This is a genomic window from Williamsia sp. z34 (genome assembly GCF_059553395.1).
Map to the genome: position 1 here is coordinate 509,746 of NZ_JCANWW010000003.1, position 12,685 is coordinate 522,430.

11 protein-coding genes are annotated in these 12,685 nt (G+C 64.8%); 5 read left to right on the forward strand and 6 right to left on the reverse strand.

The genetic code is table 11. From position 1 onward, the window contains the following. Positions 1-34 precede the first annotated feature (34 nt). Entirely contained in the window at positions 35-424 is a 390-nt protein-coding gene (locus tag AC51GT_RS11130; protein WP_496324632.1) for an ATP-binding protein, read from the forward strand. Positions 425-446: 22 nt separating this feature from the next. Here the strand turns inward: AC51GT_RS11130 and AC51GT_RS11135 are convergent, their stop codons facing one another. Both AC51GT_RS11135 and AC51GT_RS11140 read right to left on the reverse strand, forming a co-directional pair. Beyond that, positions 447-1,940, reverse strand: a complete 1,494-nt coding sequence (locus tag AC51GT_RS11135) for an FAD-dependent oxidoreductase (protein WP_496328780.1) — start codon at positions 1,938-1,940, stop codon at positions 447-449. 88 nt (positions 1,941-2,028) lie between these two features. After that, the gene (locus tag AC51GT_RS11140; RefSeq protein WP_496324556.1) at positions 2,029-3,591 is read right to left on the reverse strand and encodes a Rieske 2Fe-2S domain-containing protein; all 1,563 of its coding nucleotides are present in this window, start codon (positions 3,589-3,591) and stop codon (positions 2,029-2,031) included. Between the two features lie 94 nt (positions 3,592-3,685). Here AC51GT_RS11140 and AC51GT_RS11145 point away from each other — a divergent pair, with 94 nt between their 5' ends. Then, positions 3,686-4,456, forward strand: a complete 771-nt coding sequence (locus tag AC51GT_RS11145; protein WP_496328781.1) for a lysophospholipid acyltransferase family protein — start codon at positions 3,686-3,688, stop codon at positions 4,454-4,456. On the opposite strand, the gene AC51GT_RS11150 is transcribed toward AC51GT_RS11145, so the two are convergent. Both AC51GT_RS11150 and AC51GT_RS11155 read right to left on the reverse strand, forming a co-directional pair. Beyond that, positions 4,444-4,893 carry an ATP-binding protein gene (locus AC51GT_RS11150; RefSeq protein ID WP_496324558.1) on the reverse strand — a complete coding sequence of 150 codons (450 nt, stop codon included), beginning with the start codon at positions 4,891-4,893 and terminating at the stop codon, positions 4,444-4,446. The two genes, AC51GT_RS11145 and AC51GT_RS11150, sit on opposite strands and share 13 nt — an antisense overlap. A gap of 47 nt (positions 4,894-4,940) precedes the next feature. Then, positions 4,941-5,369 carry an STAS domain-containing protein gene (locus AC51GT_RS11155; protein WP_496324559.1) on the reverse strand — a complete coding sequence of 143 codons (429 nt, stop codon included), beginning with the start codon at positions 5,367-5,369 and terminating at the stop codon, positions 4,941-4,943. 352 nt (positions 5,370-5,721) lie between these two features. On the opposite strand from AC51GT_RS11155, the gene AC51GT_RS11160 reads away from it, so the two are divergent. After that, on the forward strand, positions 5,722-6,552 hold the full coding sequence (locus AC51GT_RS11160; RefSeq protein ID WP_496324560.1) for an HAD family hydrolase: 831 nt from the start codon (positions 5,722-5,724) through the stop codon (positions 6,550-6,552). Between the two features lie 84 nt (positions 6,553-6,636). Here AC51GT_RS11160 and AC51GT_RS11165 read toward each other — a convergent pair whose 3' ends face one another. Continuing rightward, entirely contained in the window at positions 6,637-8,721 is a 2,085-nt protein-coding gene (locus AC51GT_RS11165; RefSeq protein ID WP_496324561.1) for an N-acetylmuramoyl-L-alanine amidase, read from the reverse strand. A 373-nt stretch (positions 8,722-9,094) separates the two neighbouring features. Between AC51GT_RS11165 and AC51GT_RS11170 the strand changes: the two genes are divergently transcribed. Next, positions 9,095-10,615, forward strand: a complete 1,521-nt coding sequence (locus AC51GT_RS11170) for a SpoIID/LytB domain-containing protein (protein WP_496328829.1) — start codon at positions 9,095-9,097, stop codon at positions 10,613-10,615. Positions 10,616-10,824: 209 nt separating this feature from the next. Beyond that, positions 10,825-11,637 carry a bifunctional hydroxymethylpyrimidine kinase/phosphomethylpyrimidine kinase gene (gene thiD / locus AC51GT_RS11175; RefSeq protein ID WP_496328782.1) on the forward strand — a complete coding sequence of 271 codons (813 nt, stop codon included), beginning with the start codon at positions 10,825-10,827 and terminating at the stop codon, positions 11,635-11,637. A gap of 20 nt (positions 11,638-11,657) precedes the next feature. Here thiD and AC51GT_RS11180 read toward each other — a convergent pair whose 3' ends face one another. Then, positions 11,658-12,629, reverse strand: a complete 972-nt coding sequence (locus AC51GT_RS11180) for an FUSC family protein (RefSeq protein WP_496324563.1) — start codon at positions 12,627-12,629, stop codon at positions 11,658-11,660. Positions 12,630-12,685: the final 56 nt, after the last annotated feature.

The following is a 12,685-nucleotide window of genomic DNA, read 5'->3' on the forward strand; positions in this document are numbered from 1 at the left end:
CTGGCAAAGGGGGACAAACGTAGTGGGTGACGTTATGGACATCGACGGGATCGCCGTGACTCCGGTGAGTATCCGGGTCAGAGCCGATGAGTCCCAGGTGCCGATGGTACGAGCCATCGCCGAGACCTTGGCCGTGCTCGCGGATTTCTCGCTCGACGAGGTGGCCGACATCAAACTGGCGGTCGATGAGGCGGCGTCGTCGATCATCGGCTGTGCCGCACCGGAAGCCGAACTCACTGTGGGGTTCACCACTTCCCAGCGGGAATTCCGTGCGGTGGTGCAGTCGTGGGTGCCGGCGGCGAAAACCTTGCCGCAAACGGGCTTCGGATGGCATGTCCTCCAGACCCTCACCAACTTCGTCACCGTTCACGAAGGTCCCGTCGACAACGGCGGACGTCTGGTTGCGATCGAACTCTCGAAATAGCCCCCCGGCCTCGGAGCGACGTTCAGTCGAGTCGACGCAGAGGTGAGGTGGCGGGTCCTTCGATGATCTCGCCGTCATGACGGAAACGCGATCCGTGAAGCGGGCAATCCCAGGACGATTCGGCATCGTTCCACTTCAAGATCCCGTGCAGATGCGGACAGATGGCCGACACGCGGTGTTGGCGCCCGCCCACGGTGCAGACCCCGACCGGATGTGTTCCTTCCCGGCGAATTTCTCCCGTGCCCTCGGCGGCCGGATCCGGTGGCCCCGGTGAACCTGCCATAGCGGCACCTGCCCACCCCTTGACTATGTGCACGCCGACGGCCCCGTTGATCATCGCGGCGGTGGGGATTCCTGAAAGCTGTTGGTACCGAGAAGAATTCAACGCATTCGCCCACGGCTTCCGGTCTCCATGGAAGATGCCGGACAACATGAGCGCGGCCGCGATACCGTTCGACATCCCCCATTTGGCGTAACCCGTGGCCACCATGATGTTGTCGTTCCCGGGGACAAGTGGTCCCACATAGGGAAGTTCGTCGATGGAGACGTAATCCTGTGCCGACCAACGAGCCCGGAGCCGAGCGGTCGGGAATGATCGCGTGGTCCATTCGATGAGTTCGTCCACCAGCGCTTGTTCGGATCGGGTTCGGCCGACGGTATGGCCCGCCCCGCCCGTGAGCAACACCTCGCCGTCGGCCGTCGGAACGGAACGCACCGACCGCGACGGCTGGTCGGCAGAGAGATACATTCCGGTGGGGATCTCCTCGGACACGTCGAAGGCAGCAGCGTAGGACCGTTCGGGATGCAGGCGTGCGAAGTAACCACCGCGATCAAGAATCGGTATACCCGTTGCCAATATGACCGTGCCCGCCCGGACGTCGCCCTGCTCGGTGTCCAAGACCTGGTCACCGCGATCGCTGCCCACCGACCGCACCCGGATGCCCTCGAAGATGTCGGTACCGTGCGATCGGGCTTCGCCGGCGAGGAGCGCCACCACATCCATCGGGTCGAACTGGGCCTGATCCTTCAAGACCACGGCCGACAACGCCGGGAACGCCGTGTCGAGTCTGTCCACACGTTGGACCGGAAGGCCCGCTCTGCGCGCCACCCGGAACTCGGTTTCGACGGCCTCGATGCCCTTGTCGGTCTGGGCGTAGGTGTATGCGTCCCTGAGCTGAAACGGAACGCCCTTGTCCTGCATCAGGTCGAGCAGCCATCGCTGTGCATCGAGATTGGCGTGCACGTAGTGCCTGACGGCATCGGTGGTGTGCTTGTCCGAGATGCTCGAGAGCCTGGTGCCCTGCAGCACGCTGAGTTTCGCGGTGGTGTTACCCGTGGCACCGAAACCCAGATGTCGGGCTTCCAGCACCGCTACCGATGAACCCGCCTGCGACAGCAGGAGTGCAGTGGCCAGGCCGGTGATCCCGCCACCGACAACGACGTACTCGTAGCGGGTATCTGTGACCGCTGTCGAGGGCGTCTGGACATCGATTCGGTCACGCCAGAATGAGGACACCCGATCGCCATACCCCGATGTCGAGTCGATCAAACACCCTGCGGGTCGTCTCAGAACCAGAGTTCCCCGGCGTTGTCGGAGCTGCCGGCTACTCGACCTTGCTGCTGCGGATTTCGTGACCCTTGGAGGTCAGGCAGCGGCCACTGCGCAGATCCCACGACCAGCCGTGCAGGTTGCAGGTCAGCTTCTCGCCCTCGATGACGCCGAACTTGCTCAGGTCTGCCTTCAGGTGGGGGCAGCGTCGCTGAATCTCCCAGCCTTCCTTCACAATCGACGATGAGTCGTCGTGCGCCTCGGCAAACCACCCATCCGCGTAGGCGATTCGCTCGTCGGTCAGGCACTTGAAGAACGTGTAGAGGTATTCGTTGTACCCACCGATGCGCCATGCGGTGAAGCGGGTCGAGAGGAAGATCGTGTTCACCCAGTCGGGTTCGTTGTCGCGCAGGACGGTTCGGACCAACTCGGGCGCGATCCGGAAGCCGTATCGGTACTTGCCCTCGTTCTCCTTGGGCTCACGGACCGTGCGGTTGGGGAAGTCCAGGACGACGGTCTCATCGCCCATGACGAGTCCGACCGGATAGCCGATCCCGTCGCAGATCTGATCGCTCTGCGCCATGATCGGCTCGAACAGGGACTTGAGCGGCGCGAGCAGCGGGTCGCCCTCGGCCGGCGCCCAGGTGGCCTTCTGCGCGGCGATGACCGGGGCGAACTTCACCGCCATCTTGTCGAGGTAGGAGGCCTTGTTCTTGCCGAAGACCTGCTCCGGCGGGTACGGATGACTGATCTCATCGAGCTGCGAACCGGTGAACTCGGCGGTGGACCCCGACACCATCATCAGCCCGCGGTGTTTGACGCCGTCGTCGGTGCCGTGTTCCTTCATCTGATCGAGGAAGGTTTCCTGATCGGGGAAGATGCTGGTCGGGTCGTTCTCGATGTCGTTGAGGTATCGCAGTTCCTCGTCCAGGAACATCGGGGGGCCCGCGGAGGGAATGACCCAGGTCGCGTCGACCTGCTCGATGTACGAGCGCGCCCGGTCCATCCCGCGCTGTCGCTTCTGGGCCGCGAAGTTGGCCTTCGAACGCTTCGGGATGTCGTAGACCATCGGGTACCAGATGGCGCCCGAGTACTGCAGCATGTGGACGTCGATGTGGCCGAACTGCTCGGTGATGACGTCCAGGTCGATCGGCCGGGCATCGTTCATGTTGAACACGGTGGTCTGGCCGTCGGAGACGATGATCCCGCTGTCGCCGATCGGGCCGTCCGCAGGTGCGCGCAGCGCCACGATCATGATGTCGAGGCTGCCCTTGTCATTGGTGACGGTGGTCTTCACCGAGTCCTCGGTCTCCACGAACTTGTGGAAGCCGAGTTCTTCCAGCGCCCGTCGCAGATCGGGCACCGGGTAATCGGGGAGCAGGACGGTTGCGTCCTTGTTCACGTTGTCGCGCAGGTTCTGCTCGTCGAAGTGGTCTTTGTGCAGATGGCTGACGTACAGGTAGTCGCAGTCGCCGAGCGCCTTCCAGTCCAGCTCACTGTTGTCCGGAAATGGGATCCACGACGCAAAGTATGTGGGGTTGACCCATGGATCACACAGGATGGAACCCGCTGTCGTCTGGATGTGGAATCCTGCGTGTCCAATGCTTGTGACCTGCACGTACTGCCTCCAAAATTGTGGTGCTCTTGCTGCGGTCCCCAGGGTAACGACCGGATGGGGTGGACCGCCTGCCGGCCAACGCTAAGCTCGCGGGATGGAACCGGTCTACGACACAGTCATTGCCCTGGCCCGTTCGCTCTGGGCGGCCGAAGGCCTGACGTTCACGGTAACCGGAGTCGAGAATGTGCCAAAAACCGGCGGCGCCGTGATCGCGATCAATCACACGGGCTACCTCGACTTCACCTACGCCGGACTCCCCGCTTTCCTGCAGGGCAAGCGCAAGGTCCGGTTCATGGCCAAGAAAGAAGTCTTCGACAACAAGATCAGTGGACCGATCATGCGTAGTCTGTGCCACATCCCGGTCGATCGTGGCGCCGGCGCCGAAAGCTATCGGCTCGCGGTCGATTATCTGCGCGATGGGGAACTGGTCGGTGTGTACCCCGAGGCCACCATCAGCCGCAGTTTCGAGATCAAGGCATTGAAGTCGGGCGCGGCCCGGATGGCGCACGAGGCAGGCGTCCCGATCGTGCCGACCGTTGTCTGGGGAGCTCAACGGGTCTGGACCAAGGGGCATCCCAAGCGGCTGGGCCGGACCAACATCCCCATCTCGATCGGGGTGGGCAAGCCCATCGACGCCGAAGGTGATCCGGTGGCGGTCACCGCAGAACTGCACCGGGTGATGAGCGAACTGCTGCTGGAAATCCAAGACTCGTACGGTCCTCATCCGCAGGGCGAGTTCTGGGTTCCGGCCCGTCTCGGTGGCGGTGCCCCGACGCTGGAGGAAGCCAACCGGATGGACGCCGATGAGCAGGCCGAGAAGGCTGCCAAACGAGCTGCGCGGACCGAGGCCGGTTACGGAGGCTGAGGTCGCGAAGAGTCGCGTCCGACATTCCATTCCAGGATGACGGTGGTGCCGAACGCGGTCGGGTTGATCCGCGGGTGATCGGAGAGGGCCTGCATCAGGGGGATTCCTCGCCCGCGTAACCCCGCGGTCGACGATGCCATGGCTTCCTGCCATTGGCCGTGGTCCTGGACCGTGACGCTGAGCAGGTAGTCATACCGGTTGTAGGTGGCGCGCAAATTCATCGTGCCCGGTTGGGCGGCGTCGACATACGCGTGCTCGACGGCATTGGCCAGGGCTTCGTAGACCGCCAGGGTGATCGCGTCGGCGTGGTCTTGCGCTTCCGGCACCTCGGCGTGCAACCAGCTCGCCAGGTGTTGACGAAGGCGGGTTGCCGACGCCGGATCCGCAGTCACGTCGGTGAACGCGAGCTGCGGATCCTCGATCGGCAGATTTGTCATGGTTCGGTCACCATCCACCCTTCGGTGTTACCCAGGGCGGAAGTGTTCTATGCGGTATAGGGATCGTTGCGGCGTTCTTCACCCAATTGGGCTACCGCTTCGTCGACAGTGGCGTAGATGGTCACGGTCTCGTCCAGCCCGACCAGATGAATGGGCCGGGCGGTCGCAGGTCCGTCGGCGACGACGGCCAGACGTCCGGTGGGTGCGATGTTCTCGTGTGCTGCGACCAGTGCGGTCATGCCTGCAGAGGAAAGGAAGTCGACGGCCGAGATGTCGATGATGAGCCCGGTGGGGACCCCGCTGATCGCTTCGCCGACGGCGTCGGACAACTGTGGGGCCGTGAGTATGTCGATGCTCCCACGCACGGTGAGGACAACCAGTCCGCCGTTGCGGTCGGCGGCGATCGTCAGTCCGGTGCCTGCGGGTAGATCGTTGTCTACGCGGGTGTGATTCGACTGTCGGTCGATCGAGTCCATCGAAACCCCTTGGTGCGGTGTGTCAGCTGAGCATGGCGGCTCCTCCTGAACCGACCTTGTTCATATTTGCACAGTTGATGTCCGCGGCGCGGACGTCCCGTGGGGATGCCGCTGTAGTGCCGAACACACGATGGATCAGGTGCGCGACGTCGCGCGAATCGGACACGTATTCGGGACGCTGAATCAGGCTGTCCGCCACGGAACCGGTATTTCGAGCGCTCGAAACAGCGGCCAAATCGCTGGTCAAAGTGCAGTGGTTGCAGCTCGATTTCGTCGGACCGGACAAGGTGCCCGCGCGCGGTGGGTGGTGCCGACTCTGCCGCCCGGTCGACGAAAAGGCAAAATGGATCAAATGCCGTCCCCGGAGTTCGTAGGCCCGCCCACACTGATCGCCAGCGATGTCGATGGCACGCTCATCGACGACAACAACCTGGTACCCGAACTGGTGCGTTCGATGATCAACAAGGCGACGTCCGCCGGGGCCACCTTCGTGATCGCAACCGGCCGTCCGCCCCGATGGATCGCCGAGATCACCGATCAGCTCGACGTCGAACCGTATGCGGTGTGCGCCAACGGTGCGATCGTCTACGACGTCGCGACCGACCGCATCCTGCACTCGCAGACTCTCGGTGCGCCCGTACTCGAGAAGTTGGCCGAACTGGCCTATCAGCAGATTCCCGGATGTGGACTGGCGGTGGAGAGGGTCGGCAAGAGTGCTCACGACGCCGCCACGCCACCGTTCGTGGCGACGGCCGGTTATCAGCACGCCTGGCTCAATCCCGATCACATCGAGATGAGTGAAGCCGATGTGCTGTCGCAGGATGCGGTCAAGATGCTGGTGCGTCGTCCGGAGATGACCAGCGACGAGATGGCCCGCCGGATGGCAGCGGTCGTCGGCGATCTCGCGGACGTCACGTACTCCACCGACAACGGCTTGATCGAACTCGCGGCGCCCGGGGTCAGCAAGGCCAGTGGTCTCCAGATACTCGCGCGCCTTCGCGATCTACCGGTGGACGCCTCGATCGCATTCGGCGACATGCCCAACGACATCGAGATGCTGCGCTGGGCGACACGGGGTTTCGCGATGGTCGACGGACATCAGGCGGCGATCGATGCGGCCGATGAGATCGCGCCGGACAACAACCTGGGTGGCGTGGGCCAGGTGCTGTCCCGCTGGTTCTGAGCAAAAAGGAAATCCGCGCCACCTGCCTGCGTACGCACCGGTTGCAACCGGCGCGCACGAAGGCAGATGGCGCGGATTCTCGGATCAGGCAGGCGGTGCGGTGGTCGCCAGGCCGCGCTGCTCGTTGTAACTGTTGTTGAACTCGTCGATGTAGACGCGCAGGACCTCGACGATGCCGGTGATCAGGTTGAAGATCAGCGTGCCGCCCTGGAACGTCTGGCTGATGCCCTGCGGTCCGGATGTCTCACCGGAGGTCGGGAGTCCCAGGGATCCGGTCTCGAATCCCAGTGCCGCCCAAGCCGTCGCGATGGCGCCCTTGATCACCTGTGCGCCGGTGTCCGGCGACCAGTAGATCTTGCCGTTCTCGAAGTCGACGTACTTGGCGGTGCCGTCCGGGGTGGTCTGCTCGGTGGTTGTCGCGTTGCCGAGCTCACCGGTGGGACCACCGGTTGTCATCCACTGCTGGGCGATGGCGCCGGTGTCGGTGGTCGACAGGACCTCCGGATTGGCGGTCGGCAGCTGCCCGTTGCCGGCTGCGATCGCGCGGATCTGCGGCAGCGCGTCGTAGCCGAACTGGCCGGGGCAATCGGTGTTGTAGAAGTCGCGGTGGCCGGAGATCATCGGCACCGTTGCCGTTTCACCTGCGGCGTACAGGCCACCGGGGAATCCGATGGAGACCAGCGAACTCTGTCCGTTCGGATCGAGTCCGGCCAGTCGCAGCTTCCATCCGAGGAAGGTTCCGGCCGCGTTGATCATCTCGGCGCTCGGTTGCACCTCGTTGAGGTTGCCCATCAGCGACAGTCCCATGGTGTTCTCGTTGAACCCGCCGGCGTGGACGCCCTGGACGTTTTTGTCGAGTCCGCCTGCCGTGCCCTCGAAGGTCTGGCCGTATTTGTCGACGAGCACGTTGTACCCGATGTCGCACCAGCCCAACGTCTGCGCGTGGTAGGCGTAGATGCCGCGGACGATCTCTGCGGACTGCTCGGGCGTGTAGTCGTTCGAGCCGGCCGTGTGGTGGACGATCGTGTCCTTCAGTGCGTCGTCGTAGGTCGGCTCCGAGCAACGCAGCGATTCGTCGGCACCCCACTGGGCGCGGGAGATCACCTGCGGGACACCGGGAAGCACCGGCGCGGCCGGGGGCACGATTGCGGCGGCCGGGGTCTGGCCGTCGGTGGCTGGCGCGGTTGTCCCGGGTGAGATCAACGCTGCACTGATCGACGACAGGGCTTGCTGCAGCAGGTCCTGCTGCGGTGCTCCGGTGGTGGTCAACAGTGGCTGTTCCTCGGGCGTGAACACGCGGGGCGCGATCTCGCCGGGGGCGACGGTCGACGTCGGGATCGAGGTGTCGGTTCGCTGCGGTACCGGTGGTGTGGTGAATGTGGAGGTCGCCGACGGCTCGGTTCCGGATGGTCCGGCAGCAGGGTCGGCCGGCGCGGCGCCGGGTGCGGCGACGCCGTTGTTCGTGACGGCGACCTGGATGACGTTCGCCTTGCCGATCCAGATCGGTTCGGTGCCTTGCTTTTCGGGATCCTTGTCGCTGATGCCGTCGATCTTGTCGGCGGACAGCCATGGGCCCCAGGACCCGTCGGGCTGCTTTGCGCGGATGAATGCGGTGGTCTCGGCCAGTCCCTCCCAGGTCAGTCCGACCATGGAGAAGGGCTCGTCTTGGCTGATCTCCTTGACGAGCGCGCCCTCGGGGACGGCCGGTTCGGCGGGTGCGCCACCGGGGGGCGTGGTGCCCTCGGGGCCCGTGGTGGTCTCGGGCACCGCGCTGCCGGGCACCGTGGTGGCAGGAGCGGTGGTCGACGGGAGGAGATCGGTCGGGATCATGCCGCCCGGGATCTCCAGCGGGATGTCCGGCAGGTCGATCCCGGAGATGTCGATCGGCGGGAGCGTTACGCCCACATCCGCCAGGCCCGACTTCACCAGGTTGAGAACGAGTGTCGGGACATCGTTCAGGCTGACCTGGTTGATGGTTGTCGGCGTGACCGACTGGGCGACGGGCGCATCACCGGGATCAACGGTGAGGCTCGGCGCACTGCCTCCGACCAGGATGGCGACCGGGCTCGCGACGACGACGGCGGCAACAGTGCCCAGGACGATCGAGGGTTTGGGGCGGCGATAGCGCACGTAGTTCTCCTTGTTTGTCGCACTGGTCGAGCTGGTCATCACCGACGTGTGTGTAGGCACGCCAAAGCGGGCGTCCGGCGCAACGTCGACTTCCCCTTCGACTTGTTAGACCGGCAAATCGTGTCTTTTGTGCGGCCCGAAGTCCACGACCTCGCCCGGCGTGGCGTGAAACTCGTGATGCTGTTGTTATCTCCTGTGACTTTTGTGGCTCGTCGATAGCAACTACTGTCACATCTGTCCCACTAGTCACATTGCGTGCTGATGCGTGTGTGTGAAGCCGCAGTGGGCGGAACTGTTTGAAGGGACAGCCATGCCGCGTATCCCAGGCCTGTACACCACTCGACCCATTGGGGGCCGGGCTGCGTACGGTGCCCGGTTGCGGCGGCCGGCAGTGGCCGGGGTGGCCCTGCTGATGGCCGTCGGAGCCGCCGGATGGGTGGTTCCACGGGCTGTCGAAGCAGATGTTTCGCTTGCGGTCGGTGGCGAGGTGACGTTGGTCGGGCACGGAAACGGGCACGGCCGCGGCATGGGCCAGTGGGGCGCGTTTGGTTATGCCAAACAGGGTTGGACCTCGACCCAGATCTTGGGTCACTATTACGGCGGCACCACCGCGGGGAAGGTGGACAACGTCGACGTCTCGGTAATTCTCACAGGCGAGTCGTCGGTCAATGTCTTCGCGGACGCCGGAATGAGGGTTGGTGATGTGGTGGTGGCACCCGGGCAGGCCGTGAGTCTGTCGGGTTCCACCGCCACCATCACCACCGGCTGTGGTGGTCCAGTGGTCCAGTCCGTCGAACTCCCTCGATCCCTGGTCTCGCCGGTCACCCCCGGCCCGGGACGCCCGCTACCGGAACTGCTCCGGATGTGCGGTTCTGATCAGACTTTCCGTGGCTCGCTCGGCCTCGACGGCGGCAACGTGATCAACGTTGTCTCCCTTGATGATTACGTCAAAGGTGTGGTGCCGGAGGAGAGCATCGTGGCCTGGGCCGATGAGGGCGGCGCCGAGGCGCTCAAGGCCCAAGCCGTCGCCGCCCGTACCTATGCACTGGCCTCGATGGACATCAGCAAACCGATCGACGACACGATGAACTCCCAGGTCTACGGCGGATACGCGGCCGAAGACCCACGCTCCAACATCGCGGTCGATGCCACCGCCGGAGAGATCCTGCTCAAGGACGGAAAGCCGGCCTTCACCGAGTTCTCCTCGTCCACCGGTGGCGCCACCGACGGACGCGACTTCCCGGCCGTGAACGACGAGGGTGACGCGATCTCACCGCACCACGAATGGACCGCATCGGTCAGCTCGTCAAGCATCGCAAGCGAATTCGGTGTCGGTTCCCTGACCGGCTTCGACGTGATCGAGGCCTACGGCATGGGCGCGGAGAACGGCCGCGCCGCCACCGTCCGGATCACCGGTACCGGAGGCAGTGTCGATGTTCCGGCGCAGGAGGTGCGCACCAGGCTGCAGCTGAAGTCCTCGTTCTTTTCCGTGCAGGGTCAGGCGAACCCGCCGGCGATCATCGCGCCACCTTCGGGTGTCGGTGCCGGTGCGGTCGCGCCCGCGATACCGGCCATCCCCACGTTGCCGACGACGCCTGGCATCCCTGACAACACCGGGTCGGGCGAACTGCTCGGTCAGTTGCTGGCTCTGGCAGAGGCCGCCATCGGGATGAAGTTCTCCGAATTGGGCGGCGCTGCAGGACTACTCGGGACAGCCCTCGGACCGGTCGAACCCACCGTCACGGGAACCGGTGCGATTCAGCAGTTCCAGAACGGCGCAGTGTTCTTCAGTCCGGAAAGCGGCGCGCACGCCCTCACCGGTGTGGCCTTGGTGGACTACCTGATCCAGGGCGGCGAAACCGCTCTGGGATTGCCGGTCGAGGATGCGCTGAACACCCTGGCCGGAGAAATCGTCCGCACTTCGTCCCCGTAGGTGAACACCGAGGGAAGTCTTCCCTCGGCGGCCCTTCTCGGGACGGTTTCAGGCCACCGGGCCGGGGATACTGGGCGCGTGAGCGAACCAGGTCCGGACTCCTCATCGGCCTGGTGATCGCCGCGGTGATCGCCCGCTGACGGCGGGGTCGGCGCGACTGAGAGCTCCTGGGACAATGGTCGACGTACCACGAACAAGGAGATGACCCCATGCGTCCAGAAGCTGACGGAACGGCGCCGCATATTTCATACGTGATCGCGGGGTCGGAGGCCACCGGCGGTGCCGGGCTGCAGGCTGATCTGCGCACCTTCCGGCAACTCGACACGTACGGTGTTGGGACCATCACCTGCATCGTCTCGTTCGACCCGAAGTCCGGTTGGGCGCATCGCTTCGTTCCGGTGGATCCCGAGGTCATCGCCGATCAGATCGAGGCCGCCACCAGCGCCCATGATCTCGACGTGGTGAAGATCGGCATGCTCGGCACGCCGCAGACAATCGCCGTGGTGGCCAATGCGCTCCAGCAGCAGAGCTGGCGGCACATCGTGGTCGATCCGGTCCTGATCTGCAAGGGGCAGGAACCGGGTGCCGCCCTCGACACCGACAACGGCCTGCGCAGCGAGATCCTGCCCTTGGCCACCGTGGTCACACCGAACCTGTTCGAGGCGCGCACCCTGGCCGGCATGGAGCACATCGAGAACGTGGACGGCCTCAAAGAGGCGGCCCGGCGTATCGCCGACCTCGGACCCCGATATGTCGTGGTCAAGGGTGGAATGGAACTACCGGGCCCCGATGCCGTCGACATCGTTTTCGACGGCACCGAGTTCACCGAGCTCCGGGCGCCGAAGATCGGCGAGCAGCGAGTTGCCGGTGCCGGGTGTACTTTTGCGGCCGCGATCACGGCCGAACTCGCCAAGGGATCCGACGTGCTCGACGCGGTCCGGGTGGCCAAGGAGTTCACCAGGGCCGGGATCATGGGCCGGATCGCCACCAACATGCCACAACCGTCGATCGGGATCGCGTGATCATTCGGCCGATTCGGCTGTCATCCTGATCGTTTGCCGCCCGGTGCCCGAATCAACACCGGCAGCAGGATTCCGAAGAACAGCGCGATCGCCACACCGAGTGCGGTTTCGCCGATCCGTTCGAACAGCCGGGAGGATGCATTGTCAGGATTGGAGAATCCCAACAGCATGATCACGAAGAACGTCGTGAACGCCGGCAGGATGTAGAACCTCGAGCCGACGGTGCCTGCCGCCAGGGTGAGCGCCAGCCCGAAGGCGACGGCGTAAACCACCGTGGGTGGTGAGGTTTCGATCAGCAGCACGGCCAGTGCGCCGCCGGCGATCACCGACGCCACACGTCCGAACATCCGCGACATCTGCAGTTCCCGGGCAGGTCGCATCACCATCAGCGCTGCGGCGCAGGCCCATCCGACATGGTCGAAGTCGAGGGCGAAGCCGATCGCCGCCGCGACCGCACCGGCCGCGCCCAATCGCAGCCCGTATCCCATTCCCGGTCCTGCGGGCGGAGCGTCCCGGGCCTGCGGTTCCCGCTGCGGCAGCACGAGGCAGATCAGCCAGACAAAGGCCGATCCGGCCAGGAAAAGCGCTGTCAGTCTTCCTGATTCGCCGACAGTGTCGTAGCTCAGGCCGACGCCGACCATCGGCACCGCGAGGGTCATCATCAGTAGTCCGAGCCGGGCGAAACGAGCGGTCCCGGCCAGGAGCACCGCGCCCAGCGCAAGCCCGAAGATCACCGGCACCGCCACAATCGGATACGGCGCCACCAGTGAACCGGCCATCATCGGCACACCGATGAGCAGTCCGGAGATCAACAGAACGATGCGTTGCCGTCGTCGCGGTGGTATCCCGACCACGGCGGCCGGAAGTACACCTACGCCCAGCGCTGCCGCCGCGGCGATGTCGGAGAACGCGACCGCAACGGCGGGAACGGCCGCGACCGCGCCGACGGCAGCACCGGTGCCGCTCCAGGCGAAGAGCGGTTTACCGGGCATGGGCCACAACGCCTTTCGTGGCTGGTGCGGGTCTGGGTATCGGCGCGACCCGATGT